Consider the following 19,317-nt stretch of genomic DNA (forward strand, 5'->3'; position numbering starts at 1 on the left):
TTCACATCTCGGCTGCCACTTCGACAGAGCCACCGCCGCGCGATTCCTTCAGCAACTCGAGCAACTCCTCGAACAGCCGCTGCGGATCGTGGCTTGGCCCTGCGCCGGGTGTGGGCTAGCGCGAGCCTGCCATGCGCCGGGTATCGGCCGGTGGCCAGTGGTCGTCGGTCCAGGCGATCAGCGCCGAACGCAGGTACCACAGTCCCCTGGCATCGGCGGGGTCGAGGCCGGTGAGCTGTGCGATTCGTCGTAGCCGGTAATCGACGGTATTCGGATGGACGTGCAGTTGCCGCGCCGTGTTCTGACGGTTGAGGTCGTTGCCGATGTGAATCCTTAACGTCTCCAACAGATCCGGATGTTCGATGAGGGGAGCGAGCCGAGCGCCGAGGACGTCTCGGCCGAGGCCGGGGCGGGTCAGCTGGTATTGCAGCGCCAGCTCGGTGAACCGGTACAACCCGGGGCCGCGGCGCAATCGCTCCACGGTGTCGAGCAGCTCGTGGGCTTGGGCGGCGGCGACGGAAACCTGGTGCGCACCGGCGGTGACCACGGTGGCGGCGATCGGCACTCGCGCTGCCTGGGAAAGCTTTTCGACCACGTCATCGAGGTCGGGATTGCCTGTCTCGGCGACCGGGATGAGGATCGTGCCGCCATCGACCGATAGCAACGACAGCGCCCGGCCGTCGAACAGGTCGGCCAGGCCGGACTGGAGGCGGCGGAGCTTGCGCCGCGCGACGACCAGGCCGTCGAGGTGCGGGTGGCGTTCGTCGGGATGCGCAGGCACAGCCACCGCGAGCACGAAATACTCTGCGGCGATGGGTATTCCGCATTCGCGGGCCAGCGCCGAGGTCACGCGGCCGCCCAGCAGCGCAGAGGTCAGGTTGTGCACCGCGGTGCGGTCGTCGGCGGCGATGGCTTTGTACTCCCGCACGTACGCTTTGCCGACCGCCGCCGTGATCAGGCTCAGGAGCTCGAGTGTGGTGGCGGCGCCCGCGACGATGCCGGCGCGGTCCGCTGAGCCTCGTTGGGCGAACAGCGTGTCCAGCCCGAACTCGAAACCCACATGGATCACGTGGAGAACGGCATCGATCGGGACACCCTCCCTGGCCAATCCGGCCGCGATGGTCCGCAGGCTGTCGGTGCGGTCGACCGATGCATCGCCGTTCAAACGCTGGATCGCCCACTCCAGGCACGTCCTGACCATCGCGGCGGCCTTCGCGCCCGCTGCTCCGCCGGGCAGCGCGGCGGAATCGGCGAGGTGTGCGACGACGGTGGCAGCCAGTTCTTGGATATCGCGTGCGGACAACGCGACCGGCCGCGCGGTGCTCCTTTCCGCGTGGGCGATGCTCTCGATCGTCACTGGTGACCTCCTGTTCGCCGTCGAGCCGCGGTCGCGTCGAGTTCGCGCCTCGATCGGAAGGAGCCGCAGCGCCCCGGCGCGTCCTGCTGTTCGCTCCACCGAAAACGGTAAATCGCACGACAACTCAGTTGCTACTCCGCTTCGGACAACTGGAGCCGACCGCGAAAACCGGGCTCTCACCAGCACATACGGTGAAGGAATGTCCGGTTTGGGAGCTCCTCCGCACCACATACCTGGTGAAGTGCTCACTTTTGTCATGCGAGAGGGTGCAGACGTGTACGACTATTGCCGATACCGTCGATGGACAGCCGGGCGGCGAGCCAGGAGCAGCGGCAGTTATCGGACGCGCGCCGGGCGGCCCGCGTGCGGATCACGCGACGCGACCTCGGCTTCGGCCCAAGCTCCGATCATGCGCGCCGTCATGTCGATCGCTTCCTTGCGCGCGGTGCTGTCGACCTCGAGGGCGGACGCGCGCAGGACCGCGGCGAAACCGGTATTGATCACGACGAATGTCATCACGTCGTACTCGTGATCGTCGCCGGGGCCGAGGACCTGAATCAGCAACACCTTGACCAGCAGGCGCAGCCGCGGCTCGAATTCGGGGATGCCACTGCTGTAGAACTGCACACCGGCGACCAGCGCGCGCACCAACTTCGCGTTGACCACCAGCTCTTCGGTGATCACGCCGAGGATGTCGGCGGCAACCTCGTGCAGCGGTTTTCCCGACAGGTCGAACACTCGCTGAGTGAAGCGACGCTCCACGGTCTCGAGCAATCGCTCGAGCAGTTCTTCGACAAGGACGGCGCGATCGGCGAAGTAACGGTAGACCGTGCCGATGCTGACGCCTGCCTCCGCGGCGATGCGGTTCGTCGAGGTATTGGCGATACCGCGCTCGCCGAACAGCGCCGCCGCCGTGTCCAGGATGTGCTCCCTGGTCGCCCTGGCACGCGCCTGAGTCGGACGACGACGTTGGCCGACAGCCTTCGGGGGCATCGCACCTCCCGCTCGAACCGAAAATGAGCAATGCTCATCTTAACCGCGCGACGCGCGGGCTCGAAGACGTCCGATGGAACCGATAGCCACAGCGGCAGAAGGCGAACCCGGTCACATTGCCGTACTGCCCGGTACGCAATCACCGATACCTCTGCGACAGAAGACGATTCACGGAGAGGTGGAGACACATGGCCGGTCGGCATCGTGCAATGAGCAAGCGCAGCAAGGTGTTGCGCGGAATACCGGTCGCGATGGCGCTGCCCGCCGCCGTCTCCCTCGGCGATGCGGGCGCGGCTACGGCGCAGGCCGCCCCCGCGCAGGCCGTCGAGTCCGCGCCCGAGATCGCCGGACTCGTCCACGCGACGCAGGCATCGGCGGCGCTCCCCGACCGATTCGTTCCGAGCTCGGCCGTGTCGAATCCGGTGACCGAACCTGTCGAACACGTTGCGGCACAACCGCTTCCTCAGGGCGCGCCCGTCGCGCAGGGCACACCGGTCATCCACGCGACCGCGATCGCCAGCCCGAACGAGAACGGCACCTTCATCGGCCAGACCGCGGGCCAGGTGATCGGAGGCGTCACCGGGGCGGTGGTCGGCGGCACCGTCGGGGCCGCGCTCGCCACGCCTCTCGCCGCGCCGACAGGCGGAGCGGCCGTGCCGATCGGAGCCGTCACCGGCGGTGTGATCGGCGGCTTGGTGGGCACCTACGCCGGCTACTACGCGGGCTCGTTCATCGGATCGGCGGTCGCGGAGGCGGCCCCGCAGGCCATTCCGAACGTCCTCCCCTGAGTCCGTCCGCCGGCGTCCGAGGAATTCCCGCGTCACAAAGGGCGCAGGTGCTCGATCGTGACTTGGTGCCGCTCGGTCAGCCGCTGTGCGATCAACGAGCGATGGCAGGCCTCGGGGTCGCGCTCTACGCAGAGGAGCGCTGCGGTCCCGCGGCTCGGCAACGCCGACACGATCACGGCGAGGTCGGCGCGGTCGAGGATCTCGCTGGTGTAGCGGCGGGCGTACTCGGCGGCGAGTTCACGGCGCGAGCGCTTGCCGACTCCTTGGCGAGCATCCTCGGCGTACTGGAGTCGGCGTAGCTCGGTAGTCGGGGCGAGTTCTGGATGGTGCTCGTAGGCGATCCGGGCTTGGGCGAGGGCCGCTTGTAGCCGCTGTGAGTTCGCCCAGGCGTACTCGGGTCCGCGGACGCCGCGGCGCTGGCGTACGTCGAACAGCAGGCGGACGTCCGCGTCCCGTAGCCGTTGCAGGAAGGACGCGAAGTCGAAGCCATAGACGCCGATCGTCACCATTCTGCGCATCGGGAATCACCTACCTTCCTGCTTACTCGCCGCCTCCGGCAGCCGTACCGGAGGCGGCGAGCCGGCATCATGCGACGGCGGTTCCCTCGAGCTCGACCATCTGGCCGGGGATGGCCAGCCGCGTGACCCCGAGCATCGTGGTAGCCGGCGCCACTTCGGAAGCGCCCAACCGCGACGCCAGCACGCCGTAGTTCTGGAAGAGCAGATCGACGTCGGTGGTGTAGACGTTGAGCCGGACGAGGTTCGCCAGGGACATGCCCGCCGCGCCGAGCACGGCCTCCAAGTTGTCGAGGCTCAACGCCAACTGCGCGGCCATGTCACCATCGTGCTGCGGCTTGCCGTCATCGCTCATGGCGGTCTGCCCGGAGCAGTACAGAGTCCGGATGTTCCCGGAGACGAGCTCCCCCTGATTGAATCCCAGCTCCACCGACCACGTCACCGGGTTGACCGCCGTTCGTTCCACTGCCACATCAGCTCCATTCGATTCGTCGAAGTACGCACGTCGTCGGCCCCGTAGCTGTGCCTGTGACGCCGTGGCGGTAAGCCTCCCAACGAATCACGACATCCTGTGTCGTGTATTCGGTAGGGTTTTCGGGTGCGCGCCGACCGGTTGGTGTCGCTGGTGCTGCTGCTGCGCCAGCGCGGTCGGCTGACTGCGGCCGAGCTGGCCGACGAACTCGAGGTGTCCACGCGGACCGTCTTGCGCGACATCGAGGCGCTGTCCGCGGCCGGTGTCCCGGTCTACGCCGAACGCGGCCGGCACGGCGGTTTCGCGCTGCTCCCCGGGTTCCGGACCGAGCTCACCGGGCTGAACCACGACGAGGCGCTTGCCTTGCTGGTCGCCGGATCGCGGCGCGGCGCACAGGCATTCGGCCTCGGCTCGGCGCTCGCTTCGGCGATGCTCAAGGTGGTCGACGCGCTACCGGAAAGCTATCGGGACACCGCGGCCGACGTGGCCGAGCGATTGCTCATCGACCCGGAGACCGATCTGTTGTCGCGTCGGCTGGTCGCCGAGGAGGTGCCCGGCACCGTATTGGCCGAGGTCCGGCGCGCAGTGTTCGCCGGAAACAAACTGCGCATCCACTACGCGGCCGTCGACCAGAGCCCGAAGTGGCGCACGGTGGACCCGATCGGCCTGGTCATCGTCCGCGACCAGGGTTACCTGCTGGCCACGAGATCCGGCGTGGACCGCACTTACCGGCTGTCGCGGCTGTTGGCCGCCGAGGAACTCCCCGAACCGGCACAGCGGCCGGACCGGGTCGATCTGGACCGGGCCTGGCAGGAACGCAGCACCCGGTTTCGGACCAGCGGCGACCAGATCGCCGTGCTGGTACGGGTGCACCCGGCGCGGCGGGAGGACCTGGTGAGCACCGCGCTGGCCGTCCGCAGCGAGGAACCCGACGCGAACGGCTGGCTCCGGCTCGAGGTGACCTTCCAAGACTCACGACACGCGGAATGGGCGCTGTGGCAGCTCGCCACTGACGCGGAGGCCCTGGCTCCGCGGTCGCTGCGCACTTCCCTCCGCGAACGCGCCACCGCGATTGCCGCCCGCTACGGAGAGTCGTCCGACACATAGACCGCGGTCTCCTTGACCATCATAGACATCTGTCTATAAATTCTAGACAGATGTCTATGAATGGAAGGGAAAGCCTTATGTCGATCGCCGCGAATGTGCTGATCGGTCTCGTGGCCGTCCTGCACGGGTACTTCCTGGTGCTGGAGATGTTCCTGTGGGAGAAGAAGCCGGGCCGGGAGCTGTCCGGGTTCGACGCCGAAATGGCGCACGCTACCGCGCCGCTGGCCGCGAATCAGGGCCTGTACAACGGGTTCCTGGCGGCCGGGTTGATTTGGGGTCTGGTCGCGGACGACCCGACCGGGTTCCGTGTCCAGGTCTTCTTTCTGGCGTGTGTGGTCGTCGCCGGGGTATATGGCGGTCTCACCGCGAACCGGCGCATTTTCCTCGCCCAGGCGTTGCCCGGGGCGTTGGCGCTGGGCGCGGTCCTGCTGGCGCGATGAGTGCCGATCCGTCGGATCCGCGAGCGGCGCGGACCCGTGCGACCCTGCGTCGGGCCTTGCTCGACGAATGCGCCGATCGTCCGCTGGCCCAGGTGAGTGTCGCCGCCTTGACACGCCGCGCGCGGGTCGGCCGGGCGACGTTCTATCTGCACTACCCCGATCTCGAGGCGCTGGCCGTCGACGCGTGCGCCGACATCGTCCGCGAGGCCGTGGACGCCCTGCACGCCTGGCGCGGCACGCCCGACCCGGCCAGCCCGCCCCCGGCTCTGCTCACCTTCTTCGCCGACCTCACACCGCACACTCCCCTCTACCGAGAACTACTGGGCCCCGGCGGAACCGGCCCGCTCGGCCGAATCCTGCACCGGGATCTGCGCGCCCGCAGCCGCACCGAACGCACCCTGGCCGGTGCACCTCAGCCCGATCTGATCGCTTCCGCCGTCGCCGCCACGTTCACCGGCGTCCTCGCCGACTGGTTACACGGCGGCATCGACGCCGACACCACCGACATCACCCACCGCGTCTGGCGTTTGCTCGTCACGTTGCATCGCACGCCCTGGCCCGGCTAGGCCGTGCTTCGAAAGTGGGTGCGTCGGTGCGCACTGGATCCGCGGCATTGCCGGTCACAGGGAAGCTCGTGACGTGAAGCGAAGCCGAGTAGTGGACTACCCGCGACATCCGCGGTCGCATCGGTCAGGCTCGGATATCGCAGTCCCTATGCCTCGGCTTCGGAGATATCCATGTGCGCACAGGCCGCGGCTGCGTTGGAGCAGCCGGCTCGCGGACGAGGGGCGTCGTTCGACTACGACGCCTTCATCTCCTATAACCACCGTGACCGGCCGGTCGCCGCCGGAATCCAGAAAGGGTTGCACCGCATCGGCCGTCGGATGGGCCACCTGCACGCGCTGCGGGTGTTCCGCGACGCCACCGACCTCACCGCCAGCCCCGATCTGTGGGGCAAGGTCACCGAAGCGATGGACCGAGCCCGGTTCCTGGTCGTCGTGCTCTCGCCGCACGCGGCGGCCTCGACCTGGGTCGACAAGGAGGTCGCGCACTGGCTGGCCCGCCGCGGACCGGACCACCTGCTGTTCGTCGTCACCGGCGGACGCCTGACCTGGGACGAGCAGACCGGACGGTTCGACCCGGTCCGATCCGACGTGGCTCTGCCGGTACTGACGCGGCCGGGTGTCCTCACGACCGAGCCGTTCTACGTCGACGTCACCGAGGACGCGCCGTGGGATCCGCGCGCGCCGATGTTCCGGGAGAAGGTCACCGACCTGGCCGCACCGATTCACGGCAAACCCAAATCGGAACTGGCCGGTGAGGACCTGCGCGAGCAACGTCGCTTCCGGCGGCTGCGGCGCGCCGCCGTCCTCGGCTTGGTCCTGCTGACCGTCATCGCCCTCGCCGCCGCGACCATCGCGGTCGTTCAGGGGCGGGAAGCGAGACTCCAGCAGCAGGAGGCCGAACGCCAACGCAACGAGGCGGTCGCTCTCGCCTTGGCCGCGGCGTCCCGCGATGCCGCGCCCGGCAACGCCGCTCTCGCCCTCGCACTCGCCGCCGAGAGCAGCCGGGCGACGCCTGCTCCGCTGTGGCAGGCCACCAGCGCACTTGTCAACGCCCGCAGCGCCTTCGGCAAGGCCCCCGGGCAGCAGGCCCCGACCCCGCTCACGGGCCACACCGACTGGGTGAACGATGTGACGTTCAGCCCGGACGGAGCCCGGCTGGCCTCCGCGAGCATGGATGGCACTGTGCGACTGTGGGATCCGGCGACCGGCAGGCAGGTCGGCGAACCGATCACCGCCGACCCCGACGCGGTGTACTCGGTGGCGTTCAGCCCCGATGGCGCCCGGCTTGCCACCGCAGGCTTCGATCACTCGGTGCGGCTGTGGGACGCCGCCACCGGCAGGCAGGTCGGTGAACCGCTCGCGGGCCATGCAGACAGAGTGAACGCGGTGACGTTCAGCCCGGACGGAACTTTGCTCGCCTCCGCCAGCTGGGACGGCACCGTGCGATTGTGGAATCCGGCGACCGGCAGGCAGGTCGGCGAACCGGTCATCGGCGACCCGGACGGTGTGGCGGACTTGGCGTTCAACTCGGACGGCACCCTGTTGGCCACTGCGGGCGTCGATCGAACTGTGCGGCTGTGGAATCCGGCGACCGGCGGACAGGTCGGCGAACCGATGATCGGCCACACCGATTCGGTGGCCGACGTGGCGTTCAGCCCGGATGGCGCCGTGTTGGTCTCCGGTGGCGTCGACGCCACCGTGCGGTTGTGGGACCCCGCCACGGGTAGGCCGATCGGGGCCCCGCTAATCGGCCACACCGGAACAGTGCCATCCGTGGCGTTCACCCCGGACGGCACCCGGCTGGCGACCGCCGGGGACGACACCACCGTGCGATGGTGGGACCCCGCCACCGGCCGGTCGCTCGGCGAACCGCTCACCGGTCACAACGGCCGCGTGAACGCGGTGGCGTTCACCCGGGACGGCGCCCGCCTCGCCACCGCCGGGAACGACGACACCGTACGGCTGTGGGACCTCACTACTGCCGCGCCGCTCGGCGAACCACTCACGGGCAATACCGATCTCGTGAACGACGTGGCGTTCCGTCCGGATGGCACACTGTTGGCCACCGGCAGTCGAGACGGCACCGTGCGGCTGTGGAACCCCGCCACCCGCCGACAGGTAGGTGAACCGATCACCGGCCACACCGGCGCGGTGGGTGCGGTGGCGTTCAGCCCGGACGGCGCCCGGCTCGCGACCGCAGGCGGCGACGGCACCGTGCGGCTCTGGAATCCCGCCACCGGGCAGCCCACCGTCGCTCCGCTTACCGGCCACACCGACGGTGTGTTCGATGTCGAGTTCAGCCCTGACGGCGCCCGGCTCGCCACCGCAGGCATGGATAAGACGGTCCGGCTGTGGGACCCGATCAGTGGGCAGCCTATCGGCGAACCGCTCACCGGCCATACCGGCTCGGTGTACTCGGTGGCGTTCAGCCCGGACGGCACAAGGCTGGCCACCGCAGGCGTTTCCGATGACAACCCCGTGCGACTGTGGGACCTTACGGGCGATCGGCCGGTGGGAGAACCACTCATCGGCCACACTCGCGGGGCGTCTGCCGTGACGTTCAGCCCTGACGGCACGAGGCTGGCTACCGACAGCGCCAAGCACACCGTGCGACTGTGGGACCCCGCCACCCGGCAATCCACCGGTACTCCCCTCGTCGGCCACACCGAATGGGTGGCCGACGTCGCGTTCAGCCCCGACGGTGCCCTGTTGGCCTCTGCCGCCGGCGACGGCACCGTGCGGTTGTGGGACCCGACCACCGGCAGGCCGCTCGGCGAACCGCTCACCGGCCATAGCGGCCCGATTTTCACGGTGGCTTTCAGCTCGGACGGCAGCCTGTTGGCCACCGCCGGAGCCGATCGCACAGTGCGGCTGTGGGACCGCCTGTGGGACGCGAACAAGGCGTGCGAACTCGCTGCTCCTTACGTGACCCGAGAGCGAGTACAGACCTACGCACCATCCGACTGGAAGATGACGTGCCGTTATGTCGACTGAATCCAAAGCCTTTGTGAAACAAGCAGATCGGCGCCGACGTGGCCTCTACGCGTACCAGCCGCGCCTCCGGAAGGAACGGATCGAGCCGGGAGACCGGAACGACACGAGGAGGCCGGCGGTGCACCCCGACGATCAGCGATCCGAGCTTCGCACCCGGCTCTGGAACGACGCATCGGGAAGTTCCGAAATCCGCGCCACCGCCTTCGAGAGCGCGGTGCTCGAACAGTACCGGCTCTGCGTGGAGATGGCCGACCGGGTGAGCGCCAGGCGCGGGCTGGCGAACTCCTTCTTCTTGACGCTCAACACCGGCATCTTCACCGTCGTGGCCGCCTTCGGGAAGACCCCGCCGCAAGACAAGGTGTGGTGGCTGGCGATCCCTCTGGCCGCGATCCTCGGCCAGTGTTTCGCCTGGTTCTATCTGGTCCGCAGCTACCGGCTGCTCAACTGCGCCAAGTACCAGGTCGTAGGCGCCTTGGAGGAACGACTCCCCGCCTCACCCTTCTGGCGTGCCGAGTGGTGGGCCCTCGGTGAAGGGAAGGACCGGTCACGGTACTGGCCACTCTCGCACATCGAGGAGTGGATCCCTCTGCTCTTCGCGATCGCCTACACCTCAGGATTTCTCGCCGTCGTTCTCTCCTGAATCGCCTCCGTCCAAGCAGTTTTCGCGAAACCGCCATCCGCGAGAGCCGATCTCGACGCCCTCAGACCAGCGCGGCCCGGCTCCGCGCGTACGCGATGACGTTCGCTTCGTAGTCCGCCGCATCCTGCTCCTGCAAACACAGTCGGAGTCGATGTATCGCGTCATCGAGTTCCGGCCCCGGCCCGCGGTCGGCCAGCAGGACGACGATCGCCTCCCACTCCCCGAGCCCCTTGTCCGGCCGAGCCAGTAGCTCATCCAGGTACCGATCCGGCTCCGCCAGCTGCAAAGCACGGCGCGCGTAAGCATGCACGCGGCGGGGCAACTCGGCGCGAATGGTATCGATATCGGCTTGCAGCACGTGCTGACCCGGTTGCTCGGGGTCCAGCCGCACCGACCACAACGCGGTCACCTCGTCCGGCAGACGGTGACTGGTGATCAGGTCCGGCCCGCCGGCCTTCTCCAACGGCGTGGGCGGCAGACCCAGCCGAGAGTCGCGCCAATTGCAGAACTCCCACCAAGCCGCAGGCGTAGCGTTCAGTTCCAACCCGAATCCGATGACTTGCTGACCGTCCGTCCACGTGCGGGTCACCCGGGTACGGCCGACGGACGCGACCCCGCCGGGCTCGACCCGCACCCACACCGGGTCCGACCCATGAAAACCATACGGCTGTAGCAACTTTCCTGTCTCACGCAGCACACGACGCAGCGCCGAATCGGGACTGACCATCCCCGCAGACTATCGATGCGCCCCGACAAGCAGGCCGAGGCCGGGCGGTGCGGCGAATTCCCCGGCGACGACGACGCCACGAAGCGTCTCCATGGTCGACAGCGTGACGATATCGGTACACCGGTCTCGAAAGGATGGCACCGCCATGACATCTCCCCATCGGCACGGCGCCGAAGCGGCCGCTCGCGCGACGCGGGCAGCGCAGGAGTCCGGCAGGCTCGCAGGAAGTTCCGGCGGCGGCTGCCTCATGAGCACGGTGCTCACACTGGTGGTCGCCATCGCCTTCGTGACCGTTGCCGTGCTGCTCGGCGCCGCAGTCGGACACGCGCTGTAGGGGCGTCCTCCGCCGGTGATTCCTCTCGCGGGCCGACGCTTCCATCTGGGCTAGATTGCTAGCAAGCTAGTGTGCTAGCATTCCTGCCGTGGGCGACGAGGATGTGAAGCAGTTCAACGTCTATCTGCCGATCGGACTGATCAAGCAGGTCAAGTTGCAGGCGATCGAGTCGGGAATGTCGTTGTCGGCGCTCGTTGCCGCCGCGCTGCGCGCATATCTCGACGACGCCCATTCGCAGTCACCGTCAGGAGAGGATCAGCAATGAGGACCGAGGGCATCGATGCCGTGTTCCTGGAGACCCACAATTGGGGCAAGCAGGCCAGATTTCTGCAGGAGCTAGGGTTCGAGGTCGAGTTCGAGACCGGCCACAATTCGGGTCGGTTTCGCAACGGTGACGGTCCCTCCGTCTTCGTCGCCGAGGTGCCGCCGACCCAGGATCCGCGGACACTTCTGGTTCTGAAGGTCGCCGACACGCAGAACCGCCCCGGCCGCGATGTCGAGATCGTCACCGAATTCGATCAGACCCATTACGGGACCCAGGAGATGACGGTCCGCGACCCCGACGGGCGGCAGTGGAATCTACAGGCGCCGGGCAAGGAGTGAGCGCGATGCCGAACGAGCTGACGATCGCCCCGGACAACACGGCGATCCGGGTCGCGCTGTGGCGGGCGCTGCACACGCAAATCGATGCGGCCCCACCTGTTTTCGACGACACGATCGGCCTGCGCATCGCGCAGCCCGAAGAGGGCTGGCAGCACCGCCCTGATATGGATCCGCAGACCACGAGCCCGATGCGCGCGGGCATGGTGTCCCGCGCTCGCTTCGTCGAGGATCTCCTCGCCGAACAGATCGCACGCGGGGTGGATCAGTACGTGCTGCTCGGCGCAGGGCTGGACACCTTCGCCCAGCGCAGGCCGGAGCTGCTCGCGCGGCTGACGGTGTTCGAGGTCGATCAGCCCGGCCCACAGGCGTGGAAGCGGCAGCGGCTCACCGAGCTCGGGCTCGACCTCCCGGATCGGTTGCGGCTGGTGCCAGTGGATTTCGAGGTGGACTCCTGGTGGGAGCGACTGATCGCCGCCGGTTTCGATCCGAGCAGGCCCGCGGTCGTGGCGTCCACCGGCGTCTCCATGTATCTCACCAGGGAGGCGAATACCGCCACCCTGCGCCAGCTTTCGACGCTCGCGCCCGGCTCCACGCTGGCCATGACGTTCATGCTGCCGCTCGAACTCGTCGGCTCCGGCGAACAGCAGATGCGCCGGTTCGCCGAACAGGGCGCTCGCGCTTCTGGCACTCCGTTCATCAGCTTCTTCGGCCCGGACGAGATCGTGTCGCTGGCCGAGGAAGCGGGTTTCGCCGATGCCGAGCATATTTCGTCCGAAGAGCTGACGCGCCGCTACTTCGCCGACCGCACCGACGGTCTGCGGCCCGCGGAATCGGAGCAGATCTTGGTCGCCACCTGCTGACGTTCCAGAGCTCCGCGTGTAGTGGGCGATCCTGTAGAGAACGTGCCCGAGGACAAATCTCCTCGCCGCTGGGCGCTGTCGTATCGAGGGCAACGGCCCTGACCACGGCAGCGCCCAGCGGCGGTCAGAGCACGCTCTCGGCGATCGAAGCAGGCCGCAGCGACGATCCACGATCGCCTGACGGGGATGGGCGTCGCTGCCCTCCGCCGTGAGGCCCGCGCATCGAGCCGAGTCGGAGCCCGGCGGACGTTCGCGGCACGGCACCACGACCGCGGCTCGAGGTCGCCGCTGCGGTGCCCGGAGAAGACTCCACCTCACGATGGCGCACCTCGCGACATGCGGATATACGCGGAAAGCGACGTGGGGGAAATGCTTGACTCGTTCAAGAAACCGGACGAGACTTCCCTGCGTGCCCACGGCCACGGAATTCCAGCAAATGCTGCGGGAAGTTTCGCTGCGCGTGACCGCTCCGCGTGTCGCGGTGCTGAGCGCGGTACACGATCGTCCGCACGCCGACACGGATTCGATCATCCGTGCCGTGCGGTCCCGCCTGTCGGCCGTGTCCCACCAGGCGGTGTATGACTCGTTGCGCGTGCTCACCGCGGCAGGCCTGATCCGTTGTATTCAGCCGTCCGGCTCGGTGGCGCGTTACGAGTCGCGAGTCGGCGACAATCACCACCATCTCGTATGCCGGGCCTGCGGGTTGATCGCCGACGTCGATTGCGCCGTCGGCGAGTCCCCGTGTCTGACCGCGTCCGACGACCGCGGCTTCTCGATCGACGAAGCCGAGGTCATCTACTGGGGCCTGTGCCCCGACTGTGCGGCATCACCACGTCGCTGATCGCAGCCCGCACCACACATCAGGAAGGAATGTCGTGACATCCGATAGCCGTCCACCCACTCCTGACGCCGGAACTCGCAGCGCGAGCGAGAGCGAGAACCCGGCGATCGCATCCCCCACTCCCAAGACCGGCCATCGCCCCCGCTCCAACAAAGACTGGTGGCCGGAGCAGATCGATGTCTCGGTGCTGCACGCCCACTCGTCCAAAGCCAACCCGCTCGGCGAGGATTTCGACTACGCCAAAGAGTTCGAGAAACTCGACGTCGAAGCCCTGAAAGCCGACGTCGCGGCGGTCATGACCGATTCGCAGGACTGGTGGCCCGCCGATTACGGCAACTACGGTGGCCTGTTCATCAGGATGAGCTGGCACGCGGCGGGCACCTACCGGATCGCCGACGGACGCGGCGGCGGCGGTCAAGGCGCGCAGCGCTTCGCGCCGCTCAACAGCTGGCCGGACAACGCCAACCTGGACAAGGCGCGCAGGCTGCTGTGGCCGGTCAAACAGAAATACGGCAACAAGATCTCGTGGGCCGATCTGCTGGTGTTCGCGGGCAACGTCGCCCTCGAGACGATGGGATTCGAGACCTTCGGCTTCGGCTTCGGCCGGCCCGATATCTGGGAGCCGGAAGAGATCTACTGGGGCCCGGAGGACACCTGGCTCGGCGACGAGCGCTACAGCGGTGAGCGAGACCTGGAGAATCCGTTCGGTGCCGTCCAGATGGGCCTCATTTACGTCAATCCGGAAGGGCCGAACGGAAAGCCGGACCCGGTGGCAGCCGCGCGGGACATCCGGGAGACGTTCCGTCGCATGGCGATGAACGACGAGGAGACCGCCGCGTTGATCGTCGGCGGCCACACTTTCGGCAAGACCCACGGCGCGGGCGACGCCGATCTCGTCGGCGCCGAACCCGAAGCCGCCCCGATCGAGCAGCAGGGCTTGGGCTGGAAGAGCGCCTACGGCACGGGCAAAGGCAAAGACGCCATCACCAGCGGCCTGGAGGTCGTCTGGACCGCCGCACCGACTCAGTGGGACAACGGCTTCCTGAAGATCCTCTACGGCTACGAATGGGAACTCACCAAGAGTCCCGCCGGGGCGTGGCAGTACAAGGCGAAGGACGCCGAGGACGTCATCCCGGATCCGTTCGGCGGCCCCGCGCGGACGCCCACCATGCTGACCACGGACCTGTCGCTGCGGGAAGACCCGGTCTACCGGGAGATCACCCGCCGCTGGCTGGATCACCCCGAGGAACTCGCCGAGGCGTTCGCCAAGGCGTGGTACAAGCTGCTGCACCGCGACATGGGACCGATCAGCCGCTATCTCGGGCCGTGGGTTCCCGAACCGCAGTTGTGGCAGGACCCGGTGCCCGCCGTCGACCACGAGCTGATCGACGAACAGGACATCGCGGCGCTGAAGGGCAAGGTGCTCGAGTCCGGCCTGTCGGTCTCCCAGCTGGTCAAGACCGCTTGGGCGTCGGCGGCGAGCTTCCGCAGCACCGATAAGCGCGGCGGAGCCAACGGGGCCAGGATCCGGCTGGAGCCGCAGAAGAACTGGGAGGTCAACGAGCCGGCCGAGCTGGCGAAGGTGCTTCCGGTGCTCGAGCAGATCCAGCGTGACTTCAACAGCTCGGCCTCCGGCGGCAAGAAGGTCTCGCTGGCCGACCTGATCATCCTCGCCGGATCCGCGGCGATCGAGAAGGCGGCCAAGGACGCGGGTCACGACGTCACGGTGCCGTTCGCGCCCGGGCGAACCGACGCCTCGCAGGAGAACACCGATGTGGAGTCGTTCGCGGTGCTCGAACCGCGGGCCGACGGCTTCCGCAACTACGTGCGAAAGGGCGAGAAGGCCCCGCTCGAGCGCCTGCTGCTCGAACGGGCGTACATGCTCGACGTGACGGCTCCCGAGCTGACGGTGCTGATCGGCGGGCTGCGCGCCCTCGGCGCCAATTTCGACGGCGCCTCGCACGGTGTCTTCACCGACCGGCCGGGCGCCCTGACGAACGACTTCTTCGTCAACCTGCTCGACCAGCGCACCGAGTGGGAGGCGTCCGAGTCGACGGAGAACGTCTACGAAGGTTTCGACCGGCGCACCGGCCAGGCCAAGTGGACGGCGACCGCCAACGACCTCGTCTTCGGATCGCACTCGGTGTTGCGTGCGGTGGCCGAGGTGTACGCGCAGCAGGACAACCAGGCGAAGTTCGTGAACGACTTCGTGGCCGCGTGGGTCAAGGTCGTCGAGAACGATCGCTTCGACCTCGCCTGACCGATATCCGAAGGAACCCCGGGCCGACCGTTCGAGGTCGGCCCGGGGTTTCGGCTGAACGGACGCTTCCATATCGCGATTACTTGACGGCCGGGGAACGGTGTCTCTACCGTGCGAATGCTCGTCCGATCCGCCTCCGCCGCCGAGCGGAGGGCCGGTGCAGATGATGGAGGTGGGGACATGCCTGGCGTCAGCGTGCTGTGGCCGGGGCCGACGGAGCCGACCGAACACCTGGTGGTCGATGCCACCGCGGTGACCGATCTCGGTATCGACCGGATTCTCACCGACATCGTGGGCCAGGACGAGTACCGGCTACGGTCCTGGTTCGCCCGGCCGGTGCGCGACCCGGATACGGTGCGGTACCGGCAGGAAGTCTTCGCCGACCTGACCGACGACTCGGTGCGCGCGGTGTTCGACGAATTCGCGGCGGGCATGCGGACCGTGCGTAAACGGCTGGCCTGGCGAGACCGCCTGCATCACCCGCACCAACGGCAACGGTGGCAGCTCGGCGCCGCCGCGGATTACCGCGACACCGTCGCCCGATTGACCGAGTCCCTCGCCTCACTGCCGCTGCGATCCCGTGCGCTGACACGATGGCGCGAGTTCGTCACCGCCTACGTCGAGGGGACGGACTTCGAACGTCTCGCCACCGCCGGCCGCCGGGTGGAGCAAGCGCTGGGCGAGCTGCGCTACAGCCTCCGCATTGTCGACCGCACCCTCGAGGTGGCTCCCGCCGACGCCGCACCGGATTACAGCGCGGCGGTCGCGAAGTTGTTCTCGCGCTTCGGGTCCGGCGCGCCGCGTCCGCCCCGGCAGCGCTCGGAGTGGGACGATATGAACCAGATGGAGGAGCAAATCCTCGACCGCGTCGCCGCCCTGCACCCGGCCGCGTTTCGGCAACTCACCGAATTCGCCAGCGAATACGAGCAATTCGCCGACCTCGACGTGATGGTCTTCGAGCGGGAGATTCAGTTCTATCTGACATATCTCGCCTTCGCCCGGCGCGTCCGCGGTGCCGAGCGAGCGATGTGCCTGCCGCAATTGGCATCTCGGGCGACGCCGATACACGCCGAGGACGCCTTCGATCTCGGCCTGTTCACCTGTCACGGTCGCGGGGATGCCACGTTGGTGTGCAACGACTTCCGGTTGTCGGGTCCGGAACGGGTACTGGTGGTGACCGGTCCGAATCAGGGCGGAAAGACGACCTTCGCGCGCGCGATCGGTCAGCTGGTCTACCTGGCCGCGCTCGGCTGTCCGGTGCCGGCCCGCACCGCGTGCCTGCCGCTGCCGGACCGGTTGTGCACGCACTTCGAACGCGCGGAGCAGGCGACAGATCCCGACGGGCGGCTCGCCGACGAACTCGTGCGCATCCGGGAGGCACTGGAGACAGCCAGCGCCGACAGCGTGATCGTCCTGAATGAGAGTTTCAGCGCGACCAGCACCGCCGATGCCGTGCGCATCGGTCGCGACGTGCTGGACCGGATCGTCGAGCGCGGCTCGATGGCGGTGTGGGTCACCTTCTTCGACGAACTCGCCCGCACCGGCCCGGCCACGGTCAGCATGGTGGCCGCCACCGACCCGGACGATCCGTCCCTGCGCACCTTCCGGATCGAGCGCAGGCCCGCCGACGGCGATGCCGACGCCGTGGTGCTCGCCGAGCGCTTCGGGCTGACCTACGACCTCGTCGTCGACAGGATCGCGCCGTGCGGGTGAACCTCCTCCAACCCGCTGATCGCGAGGTCCGCACAGCGGCCAACGGCGACAACACTTTTGGCGATCTGGGTATCGAATCGCTCGGCGCTGCCATGGCCAACGGCGACACCGCCATCCTCGACGCGGTCCGCGCGGTACTGGCGGCGCCGGTGACCGATCCCGAGGTGATCCGTTACCGGCAGGCCGTGCTGGCGGACTGCCGCGCTCATCCGGCGGTGGTGCGCGAGCTCTACCGGATCGCGACCGAGGCGACCGAGGTCAAGCGCTGGAAGACCGGTCCGGCACAGCACGCCAACGGAAGACTGGTGCTCGCGCTGCAACCGCTCACCGAACTGGTGACGTCCCTGCGACGACTGCGCGCCACCTGCGACCGTGACGGCCGTGCGTTCCGAGCGGCCGGATTGACCGACCTGATGGCCACCATCGCCGCCGAGCTCGACGACGAGTATCTCGACACCGTCGAAGCGCAGCTCGCCGCAATGGATTTCGAGTACGGCGTGCACATCGGCGCCGGGCTCGGCGCTGGAAACGAGTTAGCGGGCATCGTGCTGCACGAGCCGGTCCGCCGCCGCAGATTCGGGTTCGATCGCCGTGCCGGTCACGCATTCCGCGTCATCGAAGAACCCGAGCCGGAATTCGACCCGGTGATGCGGTTGCGCGACCGGGCACTGTCCGTCATCGCCGATGTCGTCGACGACGCGACCGACCACGTGCAGGACTTCTTCCGGCGCTTGCACACCGAGCTCGCCTTCTATCTCGGTTGTCTCACACTGCACGACCGCCTGAGCCGCGCCGGTGCGCCACTGTGCCTGCCGACGCCGCACCCGGCGGGCACGCCGCGACTGCGCTGCACCGGCTTGCGCGACATCGCGCTGTGCCTGTCCTCCGGTCAACCGGTGGTGGGCAATGACATCGACGCCACCGGCCGCTCGCTGATCGTGGTCACCGGGGCCAACAGCGGCGGCAAATCCACCTTGCTGCGCAGTGTCGGCGCCGCCCAGCTGATGATGCAAGCCGGCATGTTCGTCGTCGCCGACGGCTTCGAGGCCGACGTGCGCGACGGTGTGTTCACCCATTTCGTCACCGACGAAGATCGCACGATGTCGCACGGCAAGCTGGTCGACGAACTGGCCCGCATGAGTCACGTCGTCGACCGCGCAGGCCCGAATTCCCTTCTGCTGTGCAACGAGTCGTTTTCCTCGACCAGCGAACGCGACGCCACCCGCATCGCCGGGCCCCTCATCGACGGGCTCGTGGCCACCGGCGTCCGAGTCGTCTTCGTCACCCATCTTTACGAATTCGCCGATCAGCGTTACCGATCCGCCTACCCGACCGATCTGTTCCTGCGCGCGGGCCATCACGCCGACGGCACCCGGACCTTCCGCTTCGCTCCCGCACCTCCTGAACCGACCAGCCACGCCGCGGACGTCTTCCGTCGAGTATTCGACCGCGCACCAGGCGAATCACCGAACCCGACGCGAGTGGGCTGAGCTCGGGGCCTGGGGGCCACTTCACCGCGTGTTCGCCTTCAAGCCTCCAGCGCTTCCTTCGGGTCGGCTCGGGTCGCGAATCGGGAGATTGCCACGAGACCGGGCTGGTAGCCGGCCGTGGTGTCCACGGTCAGCATAGGCACTGCGTCGATGCCCGGGTCGAACTCTCGTTCGGGCGCGGTATCGGGGTCGACCGATTCCAGCAGTTCGTCGCTGCGGGCGCGGCGATTCGGATTGGTTTCGATGCGCTGTTGGATGCGCGCACGGACGATCGATGTCGGCGCGGTGCACAGCAGAATGCGGAACTGGGCGAGCTCGGTGAGCGCTTCGAGGCGGGGGTGCCACAGCTTGCCCGGCAGCGCCGCTTCGGCCACTGCGGTGACGCCGGCCCGCGCCAATACCGCGATGACGTCGAAGAAGACGGTCAGTGCGGGGCGCTCGAAAGCCAGGTCGAGGCCCGTGGTCCTGGTGGGCGAATTGGCCAGGACCATGCCCTGCGTGACTTCGTCGTGGACGATCGCCGGGCAGCCGATCTCGCGCGCGAGGCTGCGCGCAAGGGTCGTCTTCCCGGTACCCGGTCGACCGGTCACGACAGTCAAGACTGGCGAAGCCATACC

General features: G+C 68.0%; 21 protein-coding genes. 14 read left to right on the forward strand and 7 right to left on the reverse strand.

The annotated features are described in order from the left end of the window. Nucleotides 1-115 precede the first annotated feature (115 nt). Both NX1_RS03610 and NX1_RS03615 read right to left on the reverse strand, forming a co-directional pair. A complete protein-coding gene (locus tag NX1_RS03610; protein WP_068053554.1) occupies nucleotides 116-1,357 on the reverse strand; it encodes a PucR family transcriptional regulator in 1,242 nt (413 codons plus the stop codon). Nucleotides 1,358-1,693: 336 nt separating this feature from the next. Next, nucleotides 1,694-2,350: a TetR/AcrR family transcriptional regulator gene (locus NX1_RS03615; protein ID WP_068053557.1), complete on the reverse strand. Its 657-nt coding sequence runs from the start codon at nucleotides 2,348-2,350 to the stop codon at nucleotides 1,694-1,696. Nucleotides 2,351-2,559: 209 nt separating this feature from the next. On the opposite strand from NX1_RS03615, the gene NX1_RS03620 reads away from it, so the two are divergent. Then, entirely contained in the window at nucleotides 2,560-3,138 is a 579-nt protein-coding gene (locus tag NX1_RS03620; RefSeq protein ID WP_068053560.1) for a hypothetical protein, read from the forward strand. Between the two features lie 32 nt (nucleotides 3,139-3,170). Here the strand turns inward: NX1_RS03620 and NX1_RS03625 are convergent, their stop codons facing one another. Both NX1_RS03625 and NX1_RS03630 read right to left on the reverse strand, forming a co-directional pair. After that, nucleotides 3,171-3,656, reverse strand: a complete 486-nt coding sequence (locus NX1_RS03625; RefSeq protein WP_068053563.1) for a DUF488 domain-containing protein — start codon at nucleotides 3,654-3,656, stop codon at nucleotides 3,171-3,173. Between the two features lie 67 nt (nucleotides 3,657-3,723). After that, nucleotides 3,724-4,119: a RidA family protein gene (locus NX1_RS03630; protein ID WP_068053566.1), complete on the reverse strand. Its 396-nt coding sequence runs from the start codon at nucleotides 4,117-4,119 to the stop codon at nucleotides 3,724-3,726. Between the two features lie 132 nt (nucleotides 4,120-4,251). On the opposite strand from NX1_RS03630, the gene NX1_RS03635 reads away from it, so the two are divergent. The 5 genes from NX1_RS03635 to NX1_RS03655 all read left to right on the forward strand — a co-directional run bounded on the left by NX1_RS03635 (nucleotide 4,252) and on the right by NX1_RS03655 (nucleotide 9,872). After that, nucleotides 4,252-5,232, forward strand: a complete 981-nt coding sequence (locus tag NX1_RS03635) for a helix-turn-helix transcriptional regulator (RefSeq protein WP_068053569.1) — start codon at nucleotides 4,252-4,254, stop codon at nucleotides 5,230-5,232. A gap of 77 nt (nucleotides 5,233-5,309) precedes the next feature. Further along, the gene (locus NX1_RS03640) at nucleotides 5,310-5,672 is read left to right on the forward strand and encodes a DUF1304 domain-containing protein (protein ID WP_068053572.1); all 363 of its coding nucleotides are present in this window, start codon (nucleotides 5,310-5,312) and stop codon (nucleotides 5,670-5,672) included. Next, entirely contained in the window at nucleotides 5,669-6,238 is a 570-nt protein-coding gene (locus tag NX1_RS03645) for a TetR/AcrR family transcriptional regulator (RefSeq protein WP_068053574.1), read from the forward strand. Before NX1_RS03640 ends, NX1_RS03645 begins: the two co-directional genes overlap by 4 nt. 171 nt (nucleotides 6,239-6,409) lie before the next feature. Beyond that, the gene (locus NX1_RS03650; RefSeq protein ID WP_084500933.1) at nucleotides 6,410-9,232 is read left to right on the forward strand and encodes a toll/interleukin-1 receptor domain-containing protein; all 2,823 of its coding nucleotides are present in this window, start codon (nucleotides 6,410-6,412) and stop codon (nucleotides 9,230-9,232) included. 118 nt (nucleotides 9,233-9,350) lie between these two features. Next, complete coding sequence (locus NX1_RS03655) at nucleotides 9,351-9,872, forward strand: RipA family octameric membrane protein (RefSeq protein WP_068053579.1); 522 nt, start codon at nucleotides 9,351-9,353, stop codon at nucleotides 9,870-9,872. A gap of 61 nt (nucleotides 9,873-9,933) precedes the next feature. Here NX1_RS03655 and NX1_RS03660 read toward each other — a convergent pair whose 3' ends face one another. Then, nucleotides 9,934-10,599, reverse strand: coding sequence for a hypothetical protein (locus tag NX1_RS03660; RefSeq protein ID WP_068053581.1), 666 nt, complete (start codon nucleotides 10,597-10,599; stop codon nucleotides 9,934-9,936). A 9-nt stretch (nucleotides 10,600-10,608) separates the two neighbouring features. Then, nucleotides 10,609-10,746, reverse strand: coding sequence for a hypothetical protein (locus NX1_RS35925; RefSeq protein WP_157119511.1), 138 nt, complete (start codon nucleotides 10,744-10,746; stop codon nucleotides 10,609-10,611). Between NX1_RS35925 and NX1_RS03665 the strand changes: the two genes are divergently transcribed. The 8 genes from NX1_RS03665 to NX1_RS03700 all read left to right on the forward strand — a co-directional run bounded on the left by NX1_RS03665 (nucleotide 10,745) and on the right by NX1_RS03700 (nucleotide 18,700). Continuing rightward, entirely contained in the window at nucleotides 10,745-10,933 is a 189-nt protein-coding gene (locus NX1_RS03665; RefSeq protein WP_068053587.1) for a hypothetical protein, read from the forward strand. The genes NX1_RS35925 and NX1_RS03665 overlap by 2 nt on opposite strands. 88 nt (nucleotides 10,934-11,021) lie before the next feature. After that, nucleotides 11,022-11,198: a ribbon-helix-helix domain-containing protein gene (locus tag NX1_RS03670; protein ID WP_068053591.1), complete on the forward strand. Its 177-nt coding sequence runs from the start codon at nucleotides 11,022-11,024 to the stop codon at nucleotides 11,196-11,198. After that, nucleotides 11,195-11,536 (forward strand): glyoxalase/bleomycin resistance/dioxygenase family protein, encoded by a 342-nt coding sequence (locus NX1_RS03675; RefSeq protein ID WP_068053592.1) that lies wholly within the window; start codon nucleotides 11,195-11,197, stop codon nucleotides 11,534-11,536. The genes NX1_RS03670 and NX1_RS03675 overlap by 4 nt, the downstream gene beginning before the upstream one ends. A gap of 5 nt (nucleotides 11,537-11,541) precedes the next feature. After that, the gene (locus tag NX1_RS03680) at nucleotides 11,542-12,396 is read left to right on the forward strand and encodes a class I SAM-dependent methyltransferase (RefSeq protein WP_068054213.1); all 855 of its coding nucleotides are present in this window, start codon (nucleotides 11,542-11,544) and stop codon (nucleotides 12,394-12,396) included. A gap of 436 nt (nucleotides 12,397-12,832) precedes the next feature. After that, the gene (locus tag NX1_RS03685; RefSeq protein ID WP_169812180.1) at nucleotides 12,833-13,237 is read left to right on the forward strand and encodes a Fur family transcriptional regulator; all 405 of its coding nucleotides are present in this window, start codon (nucleotides 12,833-12,835) and stop codon (nucleotides 13,235-13,237) included. Nucleotides 13,238-13,271: 34 nt separating this feature from the next. Continuing rightward, entirely contained in the window at nucleotides 13,272-15,497 is a 2,226-nt protein-coding gene (gene katG / locus NX1_RS03690; protein ID WP_068053603.1) for a catalase/peroxidase HPI, read from the forward strand. Nucleotides 15,498-15,677: 180 nt separating this feature from the next. Further along, nucleotides 15,678-17,210, forward strand: a complete 1,533-nt coding sequence (locus NX1_RS03695) for a MutS-related protein (protein WP_068053607.1) — start codon at nucleotides 15,678-15,680, stop codon at nucleotides 17,208-17,210. Continuing rightward, nucleotides 17,201-18,700, forward strand: coding sequence for a MutS-related protein (locus NX1_RS03700; RefSeq protein ID WP_068053610.1), 1,500 nt, complete (start codon nucleotides 17,201-17,203; stop codon nucleotides 18,698-18,700). Before NX1_RS03695 ends, NX1_RS03700 begins: the two co-directional genes overlap by 10 nt. A 38-nt stretch (nucleotides 18,701-18,738) precedes the next feature. Here the strand turns inward: NX1_RS03700 and NX1_RS03705 are convergent, their stop codons facing one another. Further along, nucleotides 18,739-19,290 carry a P-loop nucleotide/nucleoside kinase family protein gene (locus NX1_RS03705; RefSeq protein WP_084500935.1) on the reverse strand — a complete coding sequence of 184 codons (552 nt, stop codon included), beginning with the start codon at nucleotides 19,288-19,290 and terminating at the stop codon, nucleotides 18,739-18,741. Between the last annotated feature and the right edge of the window lie 27 nt (nucleotides 19,291-19,317).

It is taken from the genome of Nocardia xishanensis NBRC 101358 (genome assembly GCF_001613365.1).
Classification (GTDB): Bacteria; Actinomycetota; Actinomycetes; order Mycobacteriales; family Mycobacteriaceae; genus Nocardia; species Nocardia xishanensis.

Bases quoted from the DNA above. Each gene is read 5' to 3' on its own strand.
- NX1_RS03615 (WP_068053557.1), bottom strand. From the start codon at position 2,350: ATGCCCCCGAAGGCTGTCGGCCAACGTCGTCGTCCGACTCAGGCGCGT.
- NX1_RS03620 (WP_068053560.1), top strand. From the start codon at position 2,560: ATGAGCAAGCGCAGCAAGGTGTTGCGCGGAATACCGGTCGCGATGGCG.
- NX1_RS03625 (WP_068053563.1), bottom strand. From the start codon at position 3,656: ATGCGCAGAATGGTGACGATCGGCGTCTATGGCTTCGACTTCGCGTCC.
- NX1_RS03640 (WP_068053572.1), top strand. From the start codon at position 5,310: ATGTCGATCGCCGCGAATGTGCTGATCGGTCTCGTGGCCGTCCTGCAC.
- NX1_RS03645 (WP_068053574.1), top strand. From the start codon at position 5,669: ATGAGTGCCGATCCGTCGGATCCGCGAGCGGCGCGGACCCGTGCGACC.
- NX1_RS03650 (WP_084500933.1), top strand. From the start codon at position 6,410: ATGTGCGCACAGGCCGCGGCTGCGTTGGAGCAGCCGGCTCGCGGACGA.
- NX1_RS03660 (WP_068053581.1), bottom strand. From the start codon at position 10,599: ATGGTCAGTCCCGATTCGGCGCTGCGTCGTGTGCTGCGTGAGACAGGA.
- NX1_RS03665 (WP_068053587.1), top strand. From the start codon at position 10,745: ATGACATCTCCCCATCGGCACGGCGCCGAAGCGGCCGCTCGCGCGACG.
- NX1_RS35925 (WP_157119511.1), bottom strand. From the start codon at position 10,746: ATGGCGGTGCCATCCTTTCGAGACCGGTGTACCGATATCGTCACGCTG.
- NX1_RS03675 (WP_068053592.1), top strand. From the start codon at position 11,195: ATGAGGACCGAGGGCATCGATGCCGTGTTCCTGGAGACCCACAATTGG.
- NX1_RS03680 (WP_068054213.1), top strand. From the start codon at position 11,542: ATGCCGAACGAGCTGACGATCGCCCCGGACAACACGGCGATCCGGGTC.
- NX1_RS03685 (WP_169812180.1), top strand. From the start codon at position 12,833: ATGCTGCGGGAAGTTTCGCTGCGCGTGACCGCTCCGCGTGTCGCGGTG.
- NX1_RS03695 (WP_068053607.1), top strand. From the start codon at position 15,678: ATGCCTGGCGTCAGCGTGCTGTGGCCGGGGCCGACGGAGCCGACCGAA.